General features: G+C 72.1%; 16 protein-coding genes and 2 pseudogenes. 9 read left to right on the top strand and 9 right to left on the bottom strand.

The annotated features are described in order from the left end of the window. Positions 1 to 40: 40 nt before the first annotated feature. On the bottom strand, positions 41 to 1,867 hold the full coding sequence (locus LMU33_RS18465; RefSeq protein ID WP_228621702.1) for an acyl-CoA dehydrogenase: 1,827 nt from the start codon (positions 1,865 to 1,867) through the stop codon (positions 41 to 43). Between the two features lie 431 nt (positions 1,868 to 2,298). Between LMU33_RS18465 and LMU33_RS18460 the strand changes: the two genes are divergently transcribed. From LMU33_RS18460 to LMU33_RS18450, 3 genes and pseudogenes are all read left to right on the top strand, one after another. Further along, on the top strand, positions 2,299 to 2,772 hold the full coding sequence (locus LMU33_RS18460; protein WP_228621500.1) for an SseB family protein: 474 nt from the start codon (positions 2,299 to 2,301) through the stop codon (positions 2,770 to 2,772). 144 nt (positions 2,773 to 2,916) lie between these two features. Next, positions 2,917 to 3,888, top strand: a complete 972-nt coding sequence (locus tag LMU33_RS18455; protein ID WP_228621498.1) for a pirin family protein — start codon at positions 2,917 to 2,919, stop codon at positions 3,886 to 3,888. Positions 3,889 to 4,329: 441 nt separating this feature from the next. After that, positions 4,330 to 5,397 (top strand): annotated as a pseudogene (locus LMU33_RS18450) (AI-2E family transporter); the annotation flags it as partial. 380 nt (positions 5,398 to 5,777) lie between these two features. On the opposite strand, the pseudogene LMU33_RS18445 reads toward LMU33_RS18450, so the two are convergent. Then, positions 5,778 to 7,895 (bottom strand): annotated as a pseudogene (locus tag LMU33_RS18445) (SpoIIE family protein phosphatase); the annotation flags it as partial. 200 nt (positions 7,896 to 8,095) lie between these two features. On the opposite strand from LMU33_RS18445, the gene aspS reads away from it, so the two are divergent. After that, positions 8,096 to 9,859 (top strand): aspartate--tRNA ligase, encoded by a 1,764-nt coding sequence (gene aspS / locus LMU33_RS18440; protein ID WP_228621497.1) that lies wholly within the window; start codon positions 8,096 to 8,098, stop codon positions 9,857 to 9,859. 63 nt (positions 9,860 to 9,922) lie between these two features. Here aspS and LMU33_RS18435 read toward each other — a convergent pair whose 3' ends face one another. Then, complete coding sequence (locus tag LMU33_RS18435; RefSeq protein WP_228621495.1) at positions 9,923 to 10,606, bottom strand: nucleotidyl transferase AbiEii/AbiGii toxin family protein; 684 nt, start codon at positions 10,604 to 10,606, stop codon at positions 9,923 to 9,925. Positions 10,607 to 10,701: 95 nt separating this feature from the next. On the opposite strand from LMU33_RS18435, the gene LMU33_RS18430 reads away from it, so the two are divergent. Continuing rightward, positions 10,702 to 11,049, top strand: a complete 348-nt coding sequence (locus tag LMU33_RS18430) for a DoxX family protein (protein WP_228621494.1) — start codon at positions 10,702 to 10,704, stop codon at positions 11,047 to 11,049. A gap of 95 nt (positions 11,050 to 11,144) precedes the next feature. Continuing rightward, positions 11,145 to 11,669, top strand: coding sequence for a pectate lyase family protein (locus LMU33_RS41180; RefSeq protein ID WP_228621493.1), 525 nt, complete (start codon positions 11,145 to 11,147; stop codon positions 11,667 to 11,669). Here the strand turns inward: LMU33_RS41180 and metG are convergent. The 5 genes from metG to LMU33_RS18400 form a co-directional block, all read right to left on the bottom strand. Continuing rightward, the gene (gene metG, locus LMU33_RS18420) at positions 11,584 to 13,308 is read right to left on the bottom strand and encodes a methionine--tRNA ligase (RefSeq protein ID WP_228621492.1); all 1,725 of its coding nucleotides are present in this window, start codon (positions 13,306 to 13,308) and stop codon (positions 11,584 to 11,586) included. The genes LMU33_RS41180 and metG overlap by 86 nt on opposite strands. A 146-nt stretch (positions 13,309 to 13,454) precedes the next feature. Continuing rightward, positions 13,455 to 15,077, bottom strand: coding sequence for a VWA domain-containing protein (locus LMU33_RS18415; RefSeq protein ID WP_228621491.1), 1,623 nt, complete (start codon positions 15,075 to 15,077; stop codon positions 13,455 to 13,457). A 73-nt stretch (positions 15,078 to 15,150) separates the two neighbouring features. Further along, positions 15,151 to 17,094: an FUSC family protein gene (locus tag LMU33_RS18410; protein WP_228621490.1), complete on the bottom strand. Its 1,944-nt coding sequence runs from the start codon at positions 17,092 to 17,094 to the stop codon at positions 15,151 to 15,153. Positions 17,095 to 17,315: 221 nt separating this feature from the next. Next, on the bottom strand, positions 17,316 to 18,284 hold the full coding sequence (locus LMU33_RS18405; protein ID WP_228621489.1) for a hypothetical protein: 969 nt from the start codon (positions 18,282 to 18,284) through the stop codon (positions 17,316 to 17,318). 322 nt (positions 18,285 to 18,606) lie between these two features. Further along, positions 18,607 to 19,089 carry a hypothetical protein gene (locus tag LMU33_RS18400; protein ID WP_228621487.1) on the bottom strand — a complete coding sequence of 161 codons (483 nt, stop codon included), beginning with the start codon at positions 19,087 to 19,089 and terminating at the stop codon, positions 18,607 to 18,609. A gap of 160 nt (positions 19,090 to 19,249) precedes the next feature. On the opposite strand from LMU33_RS18400, the gene LMU33_RS18395 reads away from it, so the two are divergent. Then, entirely contained in the window at positions 19,250 to 20,413 is a 1,164-nt protein-coding gene (locus LMU33_RS18395; protein WP_228621701.1) for a PP2C family protein-serine/threonine phosphatase, read from the top strand. A 136-nt stretch (positions 20,414 to 20,549) separates the two neighbouring features. After that, complete coding sequence (locus tag LMU33_RS18390; protein WP_228621486.1) at positions 20,550 to 22,049, top strand: hypothetical protein; 1,500 nt, start codon at positions 20,550 to 20,552, stop codon at positions 22,047 to 22,049. Positions 22,050 to 22,055: 6 nt separating this feature from the next. On the opposite strand, the gene LMU33_RS18385 is transcribed toward LMU33_RS18390, so the two are convergent. Then, positions 22,056 to 23,300: an amidohydrolase gene (locus tag LMU33_RS18385; protein WP_228621485.1), complete on the bottom strand. Its 1,245-nt coding sequence runs from the start codon at positions 23,298 to 23,300 to the stop codon at positions 22,056 to 22,058. A gap of 138 nt (positions 23,301 to 23,438) precedes the next feature. Between LMU33_RS18385 and LMU33_RS41695 the strand changes: the two genes are divergently transcribed. After that, positions 23,439 to 23,609 carry a DUF397 domain-containing protein gene (locus LMU33_RS41695; protein ID WP_308280792.1) on the top strand — a complete coding sequence of 57 codons (171 nt, stop codon included), beginning with the start codon at positions 23,439 to 23,441 and terminating at the stop codon, positions 23,607 to 23,609. Positions 23,610 to 23,650: the final 41 nt, after the last annotated feature.

Genomic DNA, 23,650 nt, shown 5'->3' with positions numbered 1-23,650 from the left:
GAAAGGGAGCGGGCCCGCACAGGGAATCCGCAAGTACCTGCTAGAACGCGGCCTCGTCCAGCTCCATCAGGTCCAGCTCGACACCGGAGGCGACCTTGCGGGCGAGGGTGACGCCCGGCAGGACGTTGGCGGCGAAGAACTTCGCCGCGGCGATCTTGCCGGTGTAGAACGCCTGGTCCTTGGCGGAGGCCGTGGCCAGCTTCTCGGCGGCGATCGCGGCGCCCTTCAGCAGCAGGTAGCCGACGACGACGTCACCGGAGGCCATGAGCAGGCGGGTGGTGTTCAGGCCCACCTTGTAGATGTTCTTGGTGTCCTGCTCGGTGGCGGCGAGGTCGGTCAGCATCAGGCCGACGATCGCCTCCAGCTCCACGGCGGCCTTGGCCAGGTGCTCGCGGGCGCCGGCCAGTTCCTCGCCGCCGGTGCCGAGCGCCAGGAACTTCTTGATGTCCTCGGCCAGGGAGTTCAGCGCGGCGCCCTGGTTGCGGACGATCTTCCGGAAGAAGAAGTCCTGGCCCTGGATCGCGGTGGTGCCCTCGTACAGGGTGTCGATCTTGGAGTCCCGGATGTACTGCTCGATCGGGTACTCCTGCAGGAAGCCGGAGCCGCCGAAGGTCTGCAGCGACTGGGCGAGCTGCTCGTAGCCCTTCTCGGAGCCGTAGCCCTTGACGATCGGCAGCAGCAGGTCGTTCAGCGCGTGCTCGGCGGAGGCGTCCTCGCCGGCCGCCTCCTTGACCTGGATCGCGTCCTGGACGGAGGCGGTGTACAGCACCAGGGCGCGCATGCCCTCCGCGTACGCCTTCTGCGTGATCAGCGAGCGGCGCACGTCCGGGTGGTGGGTGATGGTGACCTTGGGCGCGGTCTTGTCCATGAACTGCGCGAGGTCGGGACCCTGGACGCGCTCCTTGGCGTACTCCAGCGCGTTCAGGTAGCCGGTGGACAGCGTGGAGATCGCCTTCGTGCCGACCATCATGCGGGCGAACTCGATGATGCGGAACATCTGGCGGATGCCGTCGTGCTTGTCACCGATGAGCCAGCCCTTGGCGGGGTGCCGGTCGCCGAAGGTCATCTCGCAGGTGTTGGAGGCCTTCAGGCCCATCTTGTGCTCGACGTTGGTGGCGTAGACGCCGTTGCGCTCGCCCAGCTCGCCGGTCTCGAAGTCGAACTCGTACTTCGGGACGAGGAAGAGGGACAGGCCCTTGGTGCCGGGGCCGGCGCCCTCGGGACGCGCGAGCACGTAGTGGAGGATGTTCTCGGACATGTCGTGCTCACCGGAGGTGATGAAGCGCTTCACGCCCTCGATGTGCCAGGAGCCGTCCTCCTGCTGGACCGCCTTGGTACGGCCGGCTCCCACGTCGGAGCCCGCGTCGGGCTCGGTGAGCACCATCGTGGAGCCCCACTGCTTCTCCACGGCGATCTTGGCGATGTGCTTCTGGACCTCGTTGCCCTCCTCGAAGAGGATGCCGGCGAACGCCGGGCCCGAGGAGTACATCCACACGGCGGGGTTGGCGCCCAGGATCAGCTCGGCGTAGGCCCAGATCAGGGAGCGCGGCGAGGTGGTGCCGCCGATCTCCTCGGGCAGGCCGAGCCGCCAGTACTCGGAGTCCATGAAGGCCTGGTAGCTCTTCTTGAAGGACGCCGGGACCGGCGCGGTGTTGGTCTCCGGGTCGAAGACCGGCGGGTTGCGGTCGGCGTCGGCGAAGGACTCGGCCAGCTCGTTCTCCGAGAGGCGGGTCAGCTCTTCCAGGACGCTCTTGGCGGTGTCGACGTCCATCTCCTCGAACGGGCCGGTGCCGTACACCTTGTCGCGCCCCAGTACTTCGAAGAGGTTGAACTCGATGTCGCGCAGATTCGACTTGTAGTGCCCCATGACGACGGCTCCGTAGAGGGATCGGCGAGGCACTGACTCCTCGCACCTAGTTCACGTACCAACAAGTAGCTCCGATGATGCTACCCGTCGGTAATAAGAAGCAACCCCTGCCGGCGCAAGTGTGAGAAGGGTCTACTCCGGCGTGTCCTCCACCGTGCCGGTGAGCAGGGCGGCCCACCGGCACGGCTGCCCGGCGAAAGGCAGGCGACCGCCCGGTATATCTCCGCCGGCGGGCCCCGTATCCGCTCCGGGACCGCGCGGTGCAGCCTTGGCGGGGCCGGCGGGACGTCGACCGGCGAGATCACCGGCAGCGGCCCGCTGACGCGGGTCAGGCCCGCGGTCGCCTCCAGCTGCGGTGTGCATCCCCAATGCCCGCTGCACAAATACGTCCCGCACCCGCTCTTCCCCCGCCCCTCGGTACTCTTGCGCCCATGTACGGCTACGACCAGAACGTTGGCGCTCAGCAGCAGTACGCCCCGCCGCAGCAGCAGATGCCGGGCGGTGTCGGCGGGTACGGCCAGCAGCCGCCGCTCTACCCGGAGCCGTCGCCGCCCTCTCTCGCGGACGCGGTGCGGGCCTTCACCACCGGGCAGATGTCCGCGGAGGACTTCCAGCAGATCTTCGCCACGTCGAAGGTGTACTGCCCGCGCGGCGACACCCCCGGCTTCCTCGCCCTGCACAACACCCAGCAGCCGGTGATCCCGATGTTCACCTCGCTCAAGGAGCTGCGCCGGTACGCGGGCAAGGAGTCCAAGTACTTCGTGATCACCGGCGCCGAGGTGATCGACCTGCTGCCCACCGGCTACGGCTTCGTCCTGGACATGGAGGGTGAGCACCGGATGGTCTTCGATGCGAAGGCGGTCGAGCAGATGGTCGACTTCGCCATGCGCCGGATGTACGGCTAGTCGCCATCGCTGCGCGGACGGCGGCCGAGCCCCGCGCACCTCGCACACCCCTGGGCCCGGAGGGAATTCCCTCCGGGCTTGTTCCGTTAGGGGTGGCAGAAAGTTCAACGCTCAACTAAAGTGAGTGCAGAAGGAGGTCCGACCATGCCTGCAGTGACCGTCGAGAACCCGTTGACGCTGCCCCGTGTGACCGCTCCCGCCGATGCCGTGGCGCGTCCGGTACTGGCCGTCTCGACCGCTCCGAGCGGGTTCGAGGGCGAGGGCTTCCCGGTGCGCCGGGCCTTCGCGGGGATCAACTACCGCCACCTCGACCCGTTCATCATGATGGACCAGATGGGCGAGGTGGAGTACGCGCCCGGGGAGCCCAAGGGCACCCCCTGGCACCCGCACCGCGGCTTCGAGACCGTCACCTACATCATCGACGGCACCTTCGACCACCAGGACTCCCACGGCGGTGGCGGCACCATCACCAACGGCGACACCCAGTGGATGACGGCCGGCTCCGGACTCCTGCACATCGAGGCGCCGCCGGAGTCCCTGGTCGTGTCCGGCGGTCTCTTCCACGGCCTGCAGCTGTGGGTGAACCTCCCGGCCAAGGACAAGATGATGGCCCCGAGGTACCAGGACATCCGGGGCGGCCAGGTCCAGCTGCTCACCACCCCCGACGGCGGCGCGCTGCTGCGCGTCATCGCCGGTGAGCTCGACGGCCACGAGGGCCCCGGCGTCACGCACACCCCGATCACGATGATCCACGCGACCGTCGCCCCGGGCGCCGAGGTCACCCTGCCCTGGCGGGAGGACTTCAACGGCCTGGCCTACGTCCTCGCGGGCCGCGGCAGCGTCGGTGCGGAGCGCCGGCCGATCCACCTCGGCCAGACCGCCGTGTTCGGCGCCGGGTCCGCGCTGACCGTCCGGGCGGACGAGAAGCAGGACTCCCGCACCCCGGACCTGGAGGTCGTCCTGCTCGGCGGGCGGCCCATCCGGGAGCCCATGGCGCACTACGGCCCGTTCGTCATGAACACCAAGGAAGAGCTGATGCAGGCCTTCGAGGACTTCCAGAAGGGCCGCCTGGGTTCGATCCCGGCGGTGCACGGGATGTCAGCGGGCGGTATGTGACCCCTCCGCCCTCTGGGGTCCGTCCGTACGAGAAAGGGGACAGGTCGCGGATCTTCTGATCCGACGGCCTGTCCCCTTTTCACAAAGAGGTCACCTTCGCAAGCAGGTCACCAGCAGAGCGAACTGATCGTATGGGTGTCGCAGACGTGAGACCCTCCCTCCCCGGCGGAAGCGGCGGGGGCCGCAAGAACCGTGAGGAGTGCGGCGGCGAAGAAGGCAGCGATGTGTCGCATGGTGAGTGATCCTTCCTGGGTCCTCCGGCAAGACGTGTGTCTTGGGGGAATGCCCTCAGGCTTGCCCACATCGTCACAGTGCGCATCTCGAACCGGTACGGACGGTGATCGACTGCCTCGACCGCCCCGCAGGGCCGGGTGAGCCGCCGTCACCCGGCCGGGCCGTCCACGCAGGACAGCCCGGCCGGGCCCGTGGTCCGCTGGACGCGTGCAGCTCCTGCCCGACCCCGCCCGACGTGTCGCCGCCTGGTGCGCCGTGCTGCTCCTCGTCGCCGGGGTGGGGTGGGTCGGGGTGCGGCTGTGCGGGGAGTTCCGCACGGCGGTCACCCCGGTGCTGCTCGCCCTGCTCGGCACCGCGCTGCTCGGCCCGCTGCACCGGAGGCTCGTGCGGGCCGGGGTGCAGGCGTCGGTGGCGGCCGGGCTCACCTGTGTCGCCGTCGTGGCCGTCGTCGGCGGTGCCGTGTACATCGTCGTCGCCGCGCTCATCGACACCGGCGACCAGATCATCGCCTCGCTGCGGGACGCCGCCAAGAGCGTCTCGGCGCACTTCGGGGCCGCCGGCACCGGACTCGACGACCTCGCCGCCAACTCCCGCAAGCTGCTGGGCAGGTTCGGGGCCACGGCCGCGTCCAACGTCATCAGCGGGGTCAGCGTCGTCGGCGAGTCCCTCGCGATGGCCGTGCTCGCCCTGCTGCTCGTCTTCTTCTTCCTGCGCGACTCCCACCGGGCCGTGGAGACCCTGCGGGCCGTGGCGCCCGGCGGCACCGCCGACACCGTGGAGGCCGTCGCCCGGCGCGCCTTCGCGGCGGTCGAGGGGTTCATGCGCGGTACCACCCTCATCGCGCTCATCGACGCCGTGTGCATCACCCTCGGCCTGCTGGTCCTCCGGGTGCCCGGCGCGGTCGGACTCGGCGCGCTGGTCTTCGTCGGCGCCTACATCCCCTACCTCGGCGCCTTCCTCTCCGGCACGGTGGCCGTCCTGGTCGCCCTCGCCGACCGTGGGTTCGTGATCGCGCTGTGGGTGGTCGGAGTCGTCGTCGCCGTGCAGGTGCTGGAGGGGCATGTGCTGCAGCCGGTCATCCAGAGCCGGACCATGCAGATGCACCCGGCCGTGGTGATGCTCGCCATCACCGCCGGGGCGTCCGTCGCGGGGATCCTCGGCATGCTGCTCGCGGTCCCGCTGACCGCGGCCGCCTTCGGCGTCGTACAGGAGCTGCGGACCCGCTACGCGGCGCCCTCCGACTCGTCGCCCTCCCCTGCATCCCCTCCCGGCTCGCCGCCGCCCGGTGCATCCCCCACCGGCACACCGCCTTCGGCCACGCGCCCTTCGGATGCGCCGCCTTCGGATGCGCCGCCTCCCGCCGCGTCCCCCACCGGTACGCCGCCTTCCGCCGAGCCGCCTTCCGCCGCGCACCCCGAGTCGTCGGCCGACGCACCCCACGACGCACCCTCGGATACGCCCCCGGGGTCACCGGCCGACGGGTCCCACGACGCACGTCCCGCCGCACGTCCGGACGCGCCCCGCGACTCACCGACGGAGTCACCGGCCGACGAGTCCCATGAAGTGCCTCCCGTCGCACGCCCGGACGCGCCCCGCGACTCACCGACGGAGTCACCGGCCGACGCATCCCACGACACGCCCACCGAGTCACCCCCCGACGCGCCCCCCATCGCACCCCCCGACTCATAGAGCTCGAACCAGATGCTCTTGCCCTCGCCCCGGGGATCCACCCCCCAGGCGTCCGCGAGGAGTTCGATCAGCATCAGGCCGCGGCCGGAGGAGGCCAGTTCGCCGGGGCGGCGCCGGTGTGGCAGGTCGTCGCCCGCGTCGGTGACCTCCACCCGCAGCCGCCGCGTGCCCGCCTCGCCGGTCATCTCGGCGAGCAGCAGCGCGTCGGCGTCGGTGTGGACGAGGACGTTGGTGACCATCTCGGAGACCAGCAGCACCGCCGAGTCGACCTGCTCGGGCGAGGCCCAGTCGTGCAGCAGCTCGCGCAGGTGCCGGCGGGCCTCGGCGATCCGGTCCGGCTCGTCCTGCGCCACCGACAGCAGGGTGCGCCGTACGGCGGGCCGGGCGGCGCCCTCCAGCAGCCGGCAGAGCAGCACCAGGGCGATGTCGTCCTCGCGGCGGTCGGCCAGGGGACCGGTGGTGTGGTGCGAGGACGGCCCGTGCACACCCTGCACCAGCGCGTCGGCCAGCGACTCCAGATCGACCTCGTCGTCCCCCGGGTGGGCCTCCAGGATCGCGCGCAGCCGGCGCCAGCCGCTCTCCAGGTCGTGTCCGCCGGTCTCGATCAGGCCGTCGGTGCAGAGCATCAGCGTCTCGCCCGGCTCCAGGGTGAACCGGGTCGTCGGATAGTCCGCGTCCGGGTCCACGCCCAGCGGCAGCCCGCCCGCCGTCGGCCGCAGCATCACCGTGCCGTCGGCCATCCGGATCGCCGGGTCCGGGTGCCCGGCACGGGCGATCTCCAGCATCCCGGTCGCCGGGTCGGCCTCCGCGTACACGCAGGTCGCGAAGCGGACGTCGGTCATCTGGTCGTCGTGGGTGATGCCGTGCAGGAACCGGGAGGCGCGGGAGAGCACGGCGTCCGGGCGGTGGCCCTCGGCGGCGTAGGCGCGCAGGGCGATGCGCAGCTGGCCCATGAGGCCCGCGGCGCGTACGTCATGGCCCTGCACGTCCCCCATGGCCAGCGCGAAGCGGCCGGCGGGCAGCGGGATCATGTCGTACCAGTCGCCGCCGACCTGGAGTCCCCCGCCGGTCGGGATGTACCGGGCGGCCACCTGCATCCCGGGGATCTCCGGGCCGAGCGAGGGCAGCATGGAGCGCTGCAGGCCCTCGGTCAGCTCCCGCTCCGATTCGGCGGCCTCCGCCCGGGACAGCGCCTGGGCGAGCATCCGGGCCACCGTCGCCAGCACGGCCCGCTCGTCCGGTGTGAACGCCACCGGGTAGGCGAAGGCCGCCATCCAGGCGCCCATCGTGCGGCCGGCCACCGTCAGCGGCAGGAAGGCCCACGAGCGGCGGCCGAAGCGCCGGGCGAGCGGCCAGGTCGCCGGGTAGCGGGCCTTGTACTCCGCCGGAGAGGACATGTACACCGCGCGGCCCGTGCGGACGACCTCGGCCGCCGGATAGTCGGTGGTCAGCGCCATGTGCGAGAAGGGGCCCATGTCGCCGGGCTGGTGCCCGTGCTGGCCGGTGATGGTCAGCCGGTCGCCCTCCACCCCGAACACCACCAGACCGTCGGGGGAGAAGCCGGGCATCGACAGGCCGCCGACCACCCGCAGCACCTCGGCCGTGGACCGGGCCTCGGCCAGCGCCCGGCCCGCGTCCAGCAGGAACGCCTCCCTCGAGCGCCGCCAGTCGCCGGTGACCGCGCTGCGCGCGGCCCGGGTGCCGGGGGTCGGCTCGGTGACCTCCTGCAGGGTGCCGATCAGCTCGTACGCCCGCCGCTCGGGGTCGAAGGACGGCTTGGACCGGCTGCGGACGACCCGCAGGATGTTCCCCTGCTCGTCCATGATCCGGATGCGCACCTCGGCGAGCGTGCCCTCGTCGACGGCCAGCGGGACCACCCCGGTGATCTCGTTCCAGTCCTCCGGGTGCAGCCGGGCTCGGGTCTGGACCTCCGTGAGGGTGGTCGCCTCCGGGGGCAGCCCGAGCAGCCGCGCCGCCTCCGCGTCCACGGTGACCAGTCGGGCGGCCGTGTCCCAGTGCCACAGCCCGGTCGCGAGGGCGGCGAGGACGGCCCCGACGGACGGGAGGGGCTCGCCTGTACGCATTCGCCCACTTTAGGAATATCTGAGCGATAGCTGCCACCGTAGGAACAGAGGATCCCGCACCCCTCGGGCTCGGAGGATCCTCCAGTGCGGAGGCACGGGAAAAGGGTGGGGAGCCGAGCTGGGGGTGCCCGGTACCCTTGGGGTGGCCTAGGCCGTACCCGCCTGGCGACACCCGATCCGCAAAGACTGGATGAACGACGATGCATCGGTACAGGTCCCACACCTGCGGCCAGCTCCGCGCTTCTGACGTCGGCACCGACGTCCGGCTGAGCGGCTGGCTGCACAATCGGCGCGACCTGGGCGGCATCCTCTTCATCGATCTGCGCGACCACTACGGCATCACCCAGCTGGTCGCCCGCCCCGGCACGCCCTCGTACGAGGCCCTGGACAAGATCTCCAAGGAGTCCACGGTCCGCGTCGACGGCCGCGTTGTTTCACGTGGAACCGAGAACATCAACCCCGACCTGCCCACCGGTGAGATCGAGGTCGAGGTGGCTGAGGTCGAGCTGCTGGGCGCCGCCGCGCCGCTGCCGTTCACGATCAACGCCGAGGACGGGGTCAACGAGGAGCGGCGCCTGGAGTACCGCTTCCTGGACCTGCGCCGCGAGCGCATGCACCGCAACATCATGCTGCGTACGGCGGTCATCTCGGCGATGCGCCACAAGATGACGGCGATGGGCTTCAACGAGATGGCGACGCCGATCCTGTCCGCCACCTCCCCCGAGGGCGCGCGCGACTTCGTGGTCCCCTCTCGTCTGCACCCCGGCAAGTTCTACGCGCTGCCGCAGGCCCCGCAGCAGTTCAAGCAGCTGCTGATGATCTCCGGCTTCGACCGCTACTTCCAGATCGCGCCCTGCTTCCGCGACGAGGACGCCCGCGCCGACCGCTCGCCCGGCGAGTTCTACCAGCTCGACGTCGAGATGAGCTTCGTCGAGCAGGAGGACGTCTTCCAGCCGATCGAGAAGCTCATGACCGAGCTGTTCGAGGAGTTCGGTGACGGCCGGCACGTCACCTCCCCCTTCCCGCGGATCCCGTTCCGCGAGGCGATGCTGAAGTACGGCTCCGACAAGCCGGACCTGCGCGCCAAGCTGGAGCTGGTCGACATCACGGATGTCTTCGAGGGCTCGGAGTTCAAGGCGTTCGCCGGCAAGCACGTGCGCGCGCTGGCCGTCCCGGCCGTACAGGACCAGCCGCGCAAGTTCTTCGACCAGCTCGGCGAGTTCGCGATCTCGCTGGGCGCCAAGGGCCTGGCCTGGGTCCGCGTGGGCGAGGACAGCGCGCTGTCCGGCCCGATCGCGAAGTTCCTCACCGAGGACAACGTCGCCGAGCTGACCAAGCGCCTGTCCCTGGCCCCCGGCCACGCGGTCTTCTTCGGCGCGGGCGAGTTCGACGAGGTCTCCAAGATCATGGGCGCTGTCCGCGTCGAGGCCGCCAAGCGCGCCGGCCACTTCGAGGAGGGCGTCTTCCGCTTCTGCTGGATCGTCGACTTCCCGATGTACGAGAAGGACGAGGAGACCGGCGCGATCGACTTCTCGCACAACCCCTTCTCCATGCCGCAGGGCGGCCTGGAGGCCCTGGAGACCCAGGACCCGCTGGACATCCTGGGATGGCAGTACGACATCGTCTGCAACGGCGTCGAGCTGTCCTCCGGCGCCATCCGGAACCACGAGCCGGAGATCATGCTCAAGGCCTTCGAGATCGCGGGCTACGACCGCGAGACCGTCGAGGAGAAGTTCGCGGGCATGCTCCGCGCGTTCCGCTTCGGCGCCCCGCCGCACGGCGGGATCGCCCCCGGCGTGGACCGCATCGTCATGCTCCTCGCGGACGAGCCCAACATCCGCGAGACGATCGCCTTCCCGCTCAACGGCAACGCCCAGGACCTGATGATGGGCGCCCCGACCGAGCTGGAGGAGGCCCGCCTGCGCGAGCTGCACCTGAACATCAGGAAGCCGCAGCCGAAGTAGTACGGCAGAAGTTTCAAGGGAGAGGCCCGGAACCCCGGCGTGGGGTTCCGGGCCTCTCCGTCGTCAGTCCCCGTCCTCCGCGTCGGGCGACGCGCCGTCCTCCAGCAGGCGCTCGCCGATGTCGTCGGACCACTGCTGGGCCCAGGCGCGCAGGGCGGTGACCTCGGCCTCCTGCAGGCCGTACCGGAGGAAGTCCACGTCGGAGTAGAAGTCCGTGCCCGTCAGCCGGGACTGCAGGGTCGGCAGGTCGAACGGGTCGTGGGCGTGCCGGCGGCCCAGTTCCTCCAGATCGGGCAGGGAGAACCGGGTCGCGGCGGCCCGCGCGTCGATCAGGTCGACGGCCGCGCCCCGGTCGTACAGCGCCCGGATCTTCGTGCCGACGGCGTCCTCCAGGGAGAGCGCCGGGCCGTACGCGGTGAGGTCCGGCGGCTGCCAGAAGGCCTCCTTGTGCAGCGCCAGGGCGCACGGCTCACCGGTCGGCGGGTCGGTGACCGTCAGCTGTGCGGTGAGCGCGGAGACGGCACCGGTCCGCACCTGCCGGCCGCGGGCCTCCAGGGCGGCGCCGACCGCGGCGGCGATCCGGTCCATGCCCTCGGAGCTCTCCGTGGCGAAGTCGAGGTTCGCATGCGGCCGCGCCACCAGACCGTGCGCCTGCAGGGCATATCCACCGGCGAGCACCAGCCCGTACGGACCGCCCGCGGTGACGACGTCGGCGAGGAGCCGGTGGTGGGGTTCGGGGACGTTCAAGATTTTTTCCGGGTTCCTGTCACACGGGCGCGGGCTCGGGGTTCAGAGAGGTGTCCGCACTTCTTCGACCGCTCGATGCTCGATGGGAGCCTCTCATGCGTACCGCTCAGATCGTCGTCACCCTGCTCGCCGCGCTGATGGCCGGTTTCTCCGGTGCCGTACTGCTGCTGCGGGCCCAGTGGATCGTCAAGGCGCTCACCGACTACCGGGTGCCGCAGTCGTGGTGGACCCTGCTCGGCGTGGCCAAGGCCGCCGGAGCCGTGGGGCTGGTGGTCGGGCTGTTCGAGCCGGTGATCGGGGTGCTGGCCGGAATCGGGCTGGTGGCCTACTTCCTCGGCGCGGCCGTCACCGTGGCCCGCGCCCGCTGGTACTCGCACATCCCCTTCCCGCTCGTGTACGCCGCACCCGTCGTCGGCGCGCTCGTCCTCGGGTACGCCTCCTGAGCCGGAGATTCTCACCGCGAGGCGGCAACTTCCTTGCCGGCGGCGGCCACTGAGGAGTCGTAAGGCATGTTCAGCACACCCTTAAGGACTCCTCCGTGGCTGCTCCCTCCCACCGCCGGTCCCTCCGCAAGCGGCGCACCCTCGCCGTGCCCGCCGCCGTCGTGGCCGCGGGTGTCGGCGCCGGGATGTACGTGATGAGCGCGAACGCCGGCGCCGTCGACCTGTACCACCAGACGCTCCCCGCCAAGGACGGCTGGGCCGCCTCCGGCACCGGGACCACCAGCGGCGCGAAGGCCGACTCCGCGCACCACAACCTGTGGAAGGGCATCGTGCAGCGCGCCCCGCTGGCCCGGATCGGCCGGATCCACGTCTACGACAACGTCTACGACACGACGACCGCCGACGGCTACGCGCCCCTGTACGCCGGCGGAACTGGCGGCCACCACCGGCGCCGGCGTGCTGAAGTAACCCCGGCGCGTACGGGGCGGGCCCGGGAAGTACGCCTTCCCGGGCCCGCCTCGGCTGTCGGAGTTGTCAGCCTTCCTCGCCGCCGAAGCGCTCCTTGTACGCCGCCAGGTCCTCGTCGGTCAGCTTGGCGAAGAGGACCGGGGGGACCGTGAAGGGCGTGCCGGCGGGGACGGCGGTGAGGGACCTGGCCTCGGCCTCGGTGATCCAGGTGGCGGTGTCGGCCTGGAGGGAGAAGGCCTGGCGCATGGCGGCGGACGTGGCCGGGATCAGCGGCTCGGAGACCACCGCGTACAGGTGGATCAGGTTCATCGCCGTACGCAGGGTGAGGGCCGCGGCGTCCTTGTCCGTCTTGATCTGCAGCCAGGGGGCCTTCTCCTCCAGGTAGGAGTTGCCCGCAGACCACAGGGCGCGCAGGGCCGCGGCGGCCTTGCGGAACTGCAGGGCCTCCATGTGCCCCTCGTACTCGGCGAGGAGCTCGGCGATCTGCCCGCCCAGCTTCGACTCGGCCTCGCCGGGGGTGCCGCCCGCGGGGACCTCCTCGCCGAAGCGCTTCTTCGAGAACGACAGCACGCGGTTGACGAAGTTGCCGAGGGTGTCGGCGAGGTCCTTGTTGACCGTGGCGGTGAAGTGCTCCCAGGTGAAGGACGAGTCGTCCGACTCCGGGGCGTTGGCGATCAGGAAGTAGCGCCAGTAGTCGGACGGGAGGATGTCCAGCGCCTGGTCGGTGAAGACACCGCGCTTCTGGCTGGTGGAGAACTTGCCGCCGTAGTACGTCAGCCAGTTGAAGGCCTTGACGTAGTCGACCTTCTTCCACGGCTCGCGCACGCCCAGCTCGGTGGCCGGGAACATCACCGTGTGGAAGGGGACGTTGTCCTTGGCCATGAACTCGGTGTAGCGGACCGGGTTCTCACCGGAGTCCGCGTCGTACCACCACGACTTCCAGTCACGGTTCTCCGGGTCCTGGTCGGCCCACTCCTTCGTCGCGCCGATGTACTCGATCGGCGCGTCGAACCAGACGTAGAAGACCTTGCCCTCGGCAGCCAGCTCCGGCCAGGTGTCGGCCGGGACCGGGACGCCCCAGTCCAGGTCACGGGTGATCGCGCGGTCGTGCAGGCCCTCGGTCAGCCACTTGTGGGCGATGGAGGAGGCGAGCTGCGGCCAGTCCCTGTCGTGCCGGGCCACCCACTCGCGGACCTCGTTCTCCAGCTTCGACTGGAGCAGGAAGAGGTGCTTGGTCTCGCGGACCTCGAGCTCCGTGGAGCCGGAGATCGCCGAGCGCGGATTGATCAGGTCGGTCGGGTCCAGCACGCGGGTGCAGTTCTCGCACTGGTCGCCGCGGGCCTTGTCGTAACCGCAGTGCGGGCAGGTGCCCTCGACATAGCGGTCGGGCAGGAAACGGCCGTCGGCGGGGCTGTAGACCTGACGGATCGCCCGCTCCTCGATGAAGCCGTTCTCGTGCAGCTTGCGGGCGAAGTGCTGGGTGATCTCCCGGTTCTCCGGCGACGAGCTGCGGCCGAAGTAGTCGAAGGCGAGGTGGAAGCCGTCGTAGACCGCCTTCTGCGCGTCGTGCGCCTGCGCGCAGAACTCGGCGACCGGCAGGCCCTGCTCCTTCGCGGCCAGCTCGGCCGGGGTGCCGTGCTCGTCGGTGGCGCAGATGTACAGGACGTCGTGGCCGCGCTGGCGGAGGTACCGGGAGTACACGTCCGCCGGGAGCATGGACCCCACCATGTTGCCCAGGTGCTTGATCCCGTTGATGTACGGAAGGGCGCTGGTGATGAGGTGTCGAGCCATCGTGGCTGCTCCCAGGTCGCTGCTTTTCTGCGGTTTCGAACCTTGAAATCGTAGCCGACATGGGTGGGCCGCCCGCTTCCCGTTTTGCAGGGTGGGAAGCGGGCGGCCCGGGGTCACTGACGGTTACGGCCCGTCGTGGCTCCGTGTTACGGGCGCCAGGTGTCGAGGACGCCCTCGTACAGTTCCGCGTCGGTCAGCTCGCGGGGGGTGGGGCCCGCGTGGAAGAAGGACGTGTTGCCGGTCTTCAGCTTGCGGAGGTAGTCGAAGGCCTTGTTGTCGTGCTCTCCGAAGGCGACGAAGGAGAAGAAGACGGCGGGGTGGGTGTCCGCCGCCGTGGTGAGGGCCTGGGTCGCGGGGGTCTTCGCGTCCGGGGCGCCGTCGGTCTGGAAGACGACGAGGGCGGGGGTGGCCGGGGCGGTGTCCTTCTCGTACGCGTCGTAGTGGGCGAGTACGGCCTCCACGGCGGCGTGGTAGCTGGTACGGCCCATGCGGCCGAGGCCGGCGTGCACGTCGTCGATCTTCGTCTCGTGGTCCGGGGTGAGGGTGAGGTCGGCGGTTCCGTCGATCTCCGTGGAGAAGAAGACGGTGTGGACCGTGGCCTCGGGGTCCAGGTGGGCGGCGAGGGCGAGGGTCTGGTCGGCGAGGGCCTGGGCGGAGCCGTCCTTGTAGTACGGCCGCATGCTCGCGGAGCGGTCGAGGACGAGGTAGACCTTGGCGCGGGTGCCGGTGAGGTCCTTCTCCTTCAGGGTGGCCGTGGCGGCCTTGTAGGCGGTGGCGAGGGAGGGGGTGCGGGACCTGACCTTGGCGAGGGTGGTGGCGGGGGTCTTCGGCGTGGGGGCCGGGTCGTCGCTGGCCTCGGCTTCGCCTTCGGCGTCGGTGTTCCCACCCGCACCACCCGTGCGGGTCTCGTCGTCGGGTGCGGGTGGCCCCTGTGGGGCGTCCTCGCCGTCGGCGGCTTGCGGGGCCGTCGTCTCGTCGGACGCGGTCGGCTCCTCGGCTTCGGCCGTCTCCTCGACCTGCGGCTCGGTCTGCTCAGCTTCGGCTGCCTGCGACGCCTCCGGCTTGGCCTGCTCCTCGGCGTCGGCGCTTTCCGCGGCCGTCGGCTCGGTCTGCTCGTCGGCTTCGGCCGTCTCCTCGACCTGCGGCTCGGTCTGCTCAGCTTCGGCTGGCTGCGACGCCTCCGGCTTGGCCTGCTCCTCGGCGTCGGCGCTTTCCGCGGCCGTCGGCTCGGTCTGCTCGTCGGCTTCGGCCGTCTCCGCGGCCTGTGGCTCGGTCTGCTCAGCTTCGGCTGGCTGCGACGCCTCCGGCTTGGCCTGGTCCTCGGCGTCGGCGCTTTCCGCGGCCTGCGGCTCGGTCTGCTCGTCGGCTTCGGCCGTCTGGGCGACCTGCGGCTCGGCCTCGGGCGTGGTGTCCGCTTCGGTCGGCTCCTCGGGCTCGGCCTTCTCGGTGACCGGCTGCTCGGACTCGGCCTTGTTCTCCGGCTCCGGCTTCGGCTCCGGCTCCGCGGTGTTCTTCGTGGGCTCCGGCTCCGGCTCGTCCTCCGTCGGGTCCGCCGGGTGGGGGACCTTCACCTTGTCGAAGGCCGCTGCCACCAGGTCGTGTTCCGAGGAGGAGGAACGGCGGGGTTCAGGGACCGTGGGGTCGGCCGCGGTGGGCGTGGGCTGGGAGGTTTCCGGTTGCGCCGGCAGGCGGTCCGCACCCTCCGCCCCGATGGCGCGTCCCTTGCGGGAGCGGCTGAATGCGTTCCGCAGGAGAGTGAGAATGCCCATGTGTGCAACCCTTCGCGTGAGTTGATCCACGTCGATCCCTGGCCAGGACGGACACGTAAGGTTAGCGAAGCGCTCAGTGGGGGGAAGCGATCGACCGGGCCGCCGCGACCTCCTGGCGCAGGGGCTCCAGGACGCTGCCCGCAGGACCGGTGAGGTCGGTGCGGACCGGGACGAGGATTTCCGCGTCCCGTACGCCTTCCGACAGCTCCCGGAGCTGCAGCACCACCTGGGCGATCTCGGCCGGGGCCGGGGGCGGCGCCCCGTGCCGTACGCGGACGCGCGCGGCCGTGGTCGCGTCGATGATCCGTTCCACCGCGACGACCAGCGGCCACCACGCGGCGGCGCGGCGCCCGGTCGGCGGCGGTTCGGTCAGGGCCCGCTGGAACTCCGTACGGATCACCGACAGGTCGCGGTAGAGCCGCCTGCGCATGCGGGCCCGGGCGGCGGGGTCCCCGTCGGCGCCGAACGCCGTCTCCACGTACCGCGCCGTGTCCGCCACCGCGTCGGCCAGCCGGTCGCCGACCCTGGTGCGCCAGCTCTCCGGCCAGAGCAGGTAGCCGGCTGTCAGCGCGATCGCGCAGCCCAGGAGTGAGTCCGTCAGGCGGGGGAGCAGCAACGCCGTGCCCTGGTGGTTCAGGATGTCCGAGAGGAGGAGGATCACCGGGGTGATCGCTGCCGTCTGGTAGCCGTAGCCCCGGGGGGTCAGCGCCGGGATCAGGGGGGCCAGGAGCAGCATCACGAGGACGTCCCACCAGCCCAGCGGGACCTCCGCCAGGACCACCGCCGCGATCAGCAGGCCCGCCACCGTGCCGAGGGCGCGCAGCAGCGCGCGGGAGAAGACCGAGCCGAAGTCGGGCTTCAGGACGAAGGTGATCGTCAGGGCCACCCAGTAGGAGCGGGGAACGGGGATCAACGACACCAGGGCCTGGGCGATGCCGATGCAGACCGCGAGGCGCAGGCCGTAGCGCCAGGAGTTGGCCGAGAGGACGACACTGCGGGCCGCCCTGGCCGTTCGGATGCCCAGTGCCGCCGGGCGGCCCAGCCGGTCGTCGATGCCCCGGGGGTCCACGTCGGGGGCCGTCACCACCTCGGCCGTGTGGCGCAGGGCGTGGTCCACCGCCCGGGCCGTCTCCGTCGTCGGCACCGGGAGGTCCAGGGGTGTCGGGCCCGTGCGGCCCGTCTCGACCGCCTGGGCCAGGTGGCGGACCGCCTCCGGGATCCGGGCCGGCAGCGGACGGGCCGCCAGGTGGGCCGCGGGGGCCGCCTCCACCACGGGGATGACGGCGTTCAACTGGGCCAGCAGGCGGGTGAGTTCACGGCTGCGGCCGTGGTGGCGGGCGCGCCGGGCCAGGATCAGGTCGTAGGACTGGTTGAGGGACTGGGTGACGGACCGGCGGGCCTCGTCGTACTCCTCGGTGCGGTCCGTGCCGGAGACGGCGAGGAGCGTGGCGACGGAGCGGTAGGCGGCCGCCACCGCCGCGCGTTCGGGTACGCCCGAGCGGAACGGCCAGGACAGCAGGGCGAGGAGGAGGACCAGCAGGCCGCCGCCCGTCATCAGGGCCGGGGCCAGCCACCAGGGACGGGGGAGCGGGAGGCCCGCGCCGATCACGCAGTTCAGCAGGAGGAGCAGGCCCGAGACCGAGGCCACCGCGCCGATCGTCGAGATCATGCCGGAGAGCAGGGCGATCCCGGTCACCGCGGCCACCGCGTACCAGCCGTGGCCGTACACCAGCGTGCCCAGCGTCACGCCGACCGCGCCGAAGAGCTGGGGGACGGCGATGTTGAGGATGCGCATGCGGTAGGCGTCGGCGGTGTCGCCGATGACGCCGGACAGGGCGCCCATGGAGGCGAGGGCGCCGTACGCCGGGTGGCCGGTGGCGAGGCCGACCGCCAGGGGGAGCGCCATCGCGACGGCGGCGCGGGCCATGGCGGCCTTGTTGACGGGGGCCTGCTGGGGGCGGAGGTTCCGGACCAGCCAGTCGGGAGGGGTGAGGCCGATGGGGAACTCTCGCGACATGCGGCCATTATCGCCGGTTCGTTCCCGCCGGCCGGAGTCGTCCCAGGTCCGCGCCCTGGTCCGCCCGGAGTCGTCCGGGAGTGGGCGCCCGGCGTGGTGAAGTGCGGCGAGAGCAGCACGTGGTCGGCCCCGGTCCGCTGAACTCCGCGCAGGTATCCACAGGCTGGGGACAGTGCGCGCCGGGGCGTGTACCGGGGGTCGTCAGGCCTGCGCCCGGGTCGTCAGGCCTCTGCCCGGGTCGGTGTCTGGGCCGGGGCGTGGGGTGGGGGCGACACCGGTGGGGCGGAGGGGTGGGGGGCGTGTGCGGGCCGGAGCGGGAGCAGACGGCGGGTCAGGGGCAGGTGGCGGGTCAGCCATGCGGTCAGCGCCACCGTGAGGCCCAGGCCGAGCAGTAGCCAGGCCGCCGTGCGCAGGGTGCCGGTGAGGGCGTCGTAGACCGCGCCGGCTGCCGGATGGGGCACGTCGGCGGGCAGGCCGGCGAGGGTGAGGCCGCGGCCGACGGCGAGGGCCAGGGCGAGCAGTCCGCCGCCCAGGGCCGTGCCCAGCGCGGTCGCGGCGACGGCGCGGCGGCGGCGGACGGCGAGGGCGATCCCGGTGGCGGCGAAGGCGACGGCCGCCACCGGCAGCCAGAAACCGGCGACTTCGAGCACGTGGAAACCCTTCCGGAAGGAGGCCAGTTCGCCCGCCGGCAGCACGGGGACCGCGGTGTGCTCCACCGGGATCCGTGCGGCGAGCGGCACATGGTCCCGGGTCAGCTGACGCTTGACCTGGTCGGTGACGGCGGCGAGGTCGACGGTGACCGGCCGCCCGGCCGCCCCGCCGTCCTCCTCGTCGCGCAGGGCCCGCACGATCGCGTCGTGGGTGACCCGGTTGCCGGTGTCCCAGGCCAGCCGGAAGGCCTCGGTCTGGGTGAAGGAGCGCACCGCGTCGCGCACGAACGGGCGGACGGAGCCGCCCGCCGGACGGACGCCCAGATGCTGGTCCACCGCGCGCAGGATGCCGTCACCGACCGTGTCCACGACGGCCTCCCGCACATTCGGGTCGGCGGCGAGCGGCGCCATCGTGGTGACGTACCGGCCCGTGTCGACGAGCCCGTACGCCGCCCAGGCCGCCAGCGCGCCGAACGGCGCGAGGAGGCAGGACAGGGCGAGCAGTACGGCCGACAGGGCGCTCCTGAGACGTGGGGGCACGCTTTCAGACAACGGCTCCGCGGGCGCGTGCGCGAGCGGGGCGCGTGCATTCGGGCGAAGGCCCTGACCCCTTGGGAGAACTGCCCCGCACTCCTTGGCGGAAGCGACCGCACTCCTTGGCGGAAGCGACCGCACCCCTTGGCGGAACTGGGCTCTCCGATCTCCGGTGGAGGGTTCACCCGAACGGGTGTTTCCTGGTGTTGGGGGGAGGAGACCGGTGCAAGGCCGGGGCGAGGGAAGTGGGGAACACGGGGGAGGTGTGGGTCCCGTCCCGCCGGGACCCACGCCCACACCCGCGCGGCCCGCCCGCGGCCCGTCCGGCTCAGCGGACCCGGCGCCCGAAGGCGTCCTCGCGCGTGTAGTAGCGGTAGAAGAACGTGCCGAAGGTGCACCCCGCGACGAGCAGCGACATCATCACGGACCGCCAGATCGAGTGCGGAGTCTGGATGTACAGGAAGCCGAACGCGATACCGGTGAACGCCGACCACAGCAGCGCGTGCAGTTCCCGCGACATCCGCGGGGCCAGCCTCAGCAGGGCGATGGACACCACCGCGAACACCAGCGCACTGAGCCAGCCGAGCAGCAGGTTCCCGCCGGTGATGGGGCCGCCCTGGCGCGCGTCGGCCGCGACCCAGTAGCCGTAGATCAGGCCCAGTACGACCGGGACGGCGAAGTGCGCGATGCGGTGCGTGCGCCCGCCGAAGACGTCGGGCGGACGGGTGCGCCGCCCACCGGGAAGCCGTTCTCCGATCTCCCTGCGGCCGGGGCGGGACATGCCGCCGGGCACGGGTGTCGCTTGAGCCATGAGAGCACTCCTCTCCTCGCCCCCGCCTTCCAGAGCACACCTGGGGGCAGGGCCCGGCAAGTCGGCCAGGAGAGTGACGGGTGCCCGGATGCGGCGGTTTGTCTCCCGTGTTTCGCTGGGAGACGCCGAGAGACATGGAGGGCTGCCCGCCGTGACGGAGATGGAGTACGGGCGGCGCCGCCAGCTGCTGCGCGTACGCGGCCGGAATGTCGCCTGGGTGCCGCCCCTGTTGCTGCTCGTCGGCATCGTGCTGCTGGACTTCAACACCACCGAGCGGTTCCGGATCATCACCTGGATCGTGCTGGTCCCCGGTACGGCCGCCGCGATCTGCGGGGTGTGGACGACGGGTGCCTTCGCGGTGCTGGCGGTGGTGACGTACGTCGCCGTCGACAGCGCCTGGCCGGGCCAGTACCAGGCCGGTCTCGGCGACTTCGTCCTGGTCGCCGTCGGCGGCATGCTGGCCGTGGTGGCCTGTGCCGTGCGCCTGCGCAAGGAGCGGCAGACCCTGCACATCCAGGACATCGCCGAGACCACCCGCCGTACCGTGCTGCGCCCGCTGCCGCCGCGCTGGGGCGGGCTGGAGCACGCCGGGGTGTATCTGGCGGCCGACGTCGAGGCCCGGGTCGGCGGCGACTTCTACGACATCCAGCCCGGCCCGCACGGCACCCGCCTGTTCGTCGGCGATGTGCAGGGCAAGGGGCTCGGCGCGGTGGAGACGGCCGCGGCGCTGCTCGGGACCTTCCGCGAGGCCGGTTACCACGAGAAGGACCTCGCGACCGTCGCCGAGCGCCTGGAGATCCGGATGCTGCGGCACCGCCGGCACACCACCGCGCTCGGCCGCGCGGACGGCGACCGGTTCGCCACCGCCGTGCTGATCGGCTTCCCCGAGGACACCCCGGAGACCATCGAGGTCGTCAACTTCGGCCATGAGGCCCCGCTCGCCATCGGCCCGGGCGGAGTGCGCGAGCTGCCCAGCGGCGACGGGCTGCCGCTCGGCTTCGCCGACCTGGTGGGCGGTCTGCCGCCCGTGCACCGGGTGCCGCTCGCCGCCGACGAGACCCTGCTGCTGGTCACCGACGGGGTGACCGAGGCCCGCGACCGGCGGGGCACCTTCTATCCGCTGGTCCGGGAGCTCGGGCCCGCGGTCGCCGCCGGGACGGGCCACCCCGACCCCGGGCTGCTGGTCCGGCTGGTCCGCGACGGCGTCCTGCGGCACTGTGGCGGCCGGCTGGTCGACGACACCACGGTGTTCGCCGTGCGGCGGGCGCGGGAGGCGGCGCGCGAAGACGGCGAAGACGGCGAAGAGGGACGTTTGCGGTCCTGAGGCCTTCCCGGGGCACACGTTTGCAGCCGCAGCGGTTACGGTGCTGGCTGGAGAGCGTGAAGAGCCGGCCGGCCTCGGCAGGGTCGGCAGGCCCGACAGGGCTACCGGGCCCGACAGGGCTACAGGGGGAGGACCGATGCCCGGAACCGTGCTGCTGCTCGCGGCCTCGCCGGTGGGCCGGGGGCGCCTGGTGGACGCGGCCGGTGTGCTGCCGGTGCTGGCAGCCGTCGCCCCCGCCGTGCTGTCCGGCACCGACACCGCCAACGTCGTCGAACTCGCCGACCCGCTGGAGCCGCAGGCGGTACTGACCCGGCTGCGCGCCGCCGCGGCCACGCCCGGGTCACTGACCCTGTACATCGCCGGGCAGCTGCAGCTGGACCGCCGGCAGCGGCTGCCCCATCTGGCGCTGGCGCGCACCACCGCGGCGACCGTGCGCTACACCGCGCTGCCCTGGCACTGGATACGGGAGGAGCTGCGGTTGCGCTCCGCTGCGGACACCGCGCTGGTCGTGGACCTGCACGGGGATGCGGAGGCGTGGCAGTACGTCGCCGAGCGCGGGCTGGACTGCGGTGCCAATGCCGCGGTTTACGGTCGTGTGGCGCCGGGGGCCGGGCGGCGGGGGATGGCCGAGCCGGCGTACATGAAGGCGGTGGCGACGCTGCTGCGCAGTGGGCACCGGCCGCCGCTTCCCCGGTTGCACGAGCAGGCGTTGGCTCGGATCGCGGAGTCGAGTGCCGGGCGTGACCTGGTGCTGGCCATTCCGGGGGGCTCCGCCCCCAGACCCCCGTTCGCCCACCCGCCCATCCGTCTCGGCCGGCCGGAAGGCCGAGCCCCCACCGCGCCCGGCACCGAGCAGACGCCGCATCCCGCCGAGCAGCACCCACCCGTCATCACGCAGCCCGCGCCCCCGCCCACCGCCGGGCGGGCCCCGTATGCAGCAGGTCAGATCCCACCCGCCATCGGGCAGGCCCCGTCCTCGCCCGGTACCGGGCAGTCCCCGCACGCCGTCAAGCGGCCGCCACAGGCCGTCGAGCAGGTCCCGCCCGGAACCAGGCAGCTGTCGCACGCCGCCGTGCAGGTCCCGCCCCCGCACGGCACCAGGCAGCCCGCGCACGCCCTCAACCAGCCTCCGCACGCCGCAGGGCAGGCCCCGCCCCCGCCCGGCAACGGGCAGCGGTCACACCCCGTCGAGCGAGACTTCCCCGGCGCCGGGCTGGACCCCCATGCCGCCATCAGCGCTGCCGTGCAGGGCGGGCGGCACGGGGAGGCCGATGTGCTGGCCGCTCAGCAGGAGCAGCTTGCCGTGGGTGCCCATGGCGCGGCCTCCGACGAGGCCCTGCACTGGGCCGAAGTCCGGGCGGACCTCGCGATGTTCGCGGGGGACGCGGTGCGCAGTTGCCGGGCCTGGCTCGCGGTGGCCGGGGTGCGGCTGGCCGCCGGGCAGGCGGTGGACGCACCCGCCGTGGAGGCGGCCGTGGACCGGGCACACCACCAGTGGGGCAGGATCACGGCCCCGGACGACGCCCGTGAACTCGGGCCCGCCCTCGCGGAGTTGCGGCTGCGGGTGCCGGGCAGACGGCAGGGCGCGCTGGAGAACGTCCAGCGGCAGCTGCGCCAGCTCCAGGCGGCCCGGTAGGTCCCGTCACGCCACCGGCAACAGCGCCAGTGCCCCGGAGACCAGCGTGCGCACGCCGGGCGCGATCACGGACAGGTCGGGCGCGAAGTGGGGGCTGTGGTTGCTGGGTACGGCCGCGAACTTCTCCGGGAAGGTGTCGCCGGGGGCCTGGGCCCACACCTCGGCCGGGGTGGTGGTCACGAACCAGTACGAGTACGGGATGGCCCCGTCGAGCGCCAGCGCGGGGAAGTCCTCGCTGCCCATCGCCGGGCCCGGGTCGAACACCGTGCCCGCGCCGAAGACCTCGCCGTGCACGGCGGCCACCGTCCTGTCGGTGGGCGCGTCGTTCACCGTCACCGGGAAGATGTTGCCGATCGTGATGTCGGGTTCGCGCGGGCATCCCGCGGCCAGGCACTCGCCCCGCGCGATGCGCCGGATCGCGGCCAGCATCCGCTGCCGTACCTCCTCGGACTGGCTGCGCAGGTTCAGCGAGATGCGGGCCTCGGACGGGATGATGTTGTGCCGGGTGCCGGCCTCGATCCGGCCCACGGTCAGCACGGCGGACTCGCCGGCGGCGAGCTCCCGGGAGACGACCGTCTGGAGGCGGGTGACCAGGTAGGCGGCGGTCACCACCGGATCGACGGTCGCCTCCGGACGCGAACCGTGCCCGCCCACGCCGTGCACCACGATGTCCACGTCCGTCGCCGCCGACATGATCAGTCCCGGCGCGTGCGGGTACAGGCCCGCCGGGCCGGGAGCGGCATGCTGCCCGAGCAGCACGTCGGGCCGGCCGAACCGCTCGTACAGCCCGTCCGAGACCATCCGGGCCGCGCCCTGCCCGGTCTCCTCGGCCGGCTGGCCCACCACCAGCAGGGTGCCCTGCCAGGTCTCCCGCCCGGCGGCCAGTGCCTCGGCGGCGCCGGTCAGCCAGGTGACGTGCAGATCGTGCCCGCACGCGTGCATCACCCCGTCCGCCTCCGAGGCGTACGGCAGCCCGGTGGCCTCCCCGACCGGCAGCGCGTCCATGTCGGCCCGCAGCAGTACGGTCGGCCCGTCGCCGTTGGCCAGCCGGCCCACGACCCCGGTGCCGCCGACGCCCTCGACGGTCTCGAACCCGGCGCCCTTCAGCCGCCCGGCCAGCGTCCCGGCGGTGCGGTGCTCGCGCAGGGACAGCTCGGGGTGGCGGTGCAGGTCGCGGTAGAGGCCCTCCAGCTCCGCAACCGGGAGGTCGGCGGTCAGGTCCAGGGCCGTTCGGGCGGCGGCAGAGGTCATGCTCGGCAGCGTAGGCCTCCGGCGGTTTGGCGAACAGGGCCACCTGTACGCGTTCGGGGCGTTACCCTCCGCTGCATCGTGGACCTTCGCGAACTCGATCCGAATCCCTCGCGGTTGGACGAACCGTGGTGGTGGCGTATGTCCTCCTACAGCGGCAGCACCGGAGGCGACTGCGTCGAGGTCGACCGGGGCTGGGCCGTCGGCCGGGGTTCCGCCGCGCGGGCCGGGCCCGCGTTCGCCGCGAGGATCAGGGCTGTCGCGGCGATCAGCGCGGCGGCGACCGCCCTGCGTGCGGTGGTGTTTCCGTAGGGTTCGGATGTACGTCCGGGCACGGTGACCTCGCAACACAA

The organism is Streptomyces barringtoniae, assembly GCF_020819595.1.
Classification (GTDB): domain Bacteria; phylum Actinomycetota; class Actinomycetes; order Streptomycetales; family Streptomycetaceae; genus Streptomyces; species Streptomyces barringtoniae.
Note: the sequence above shows the minus strand (reverse complement) of the source record. Positions and strands in the feature narration are given on the sequence as shown.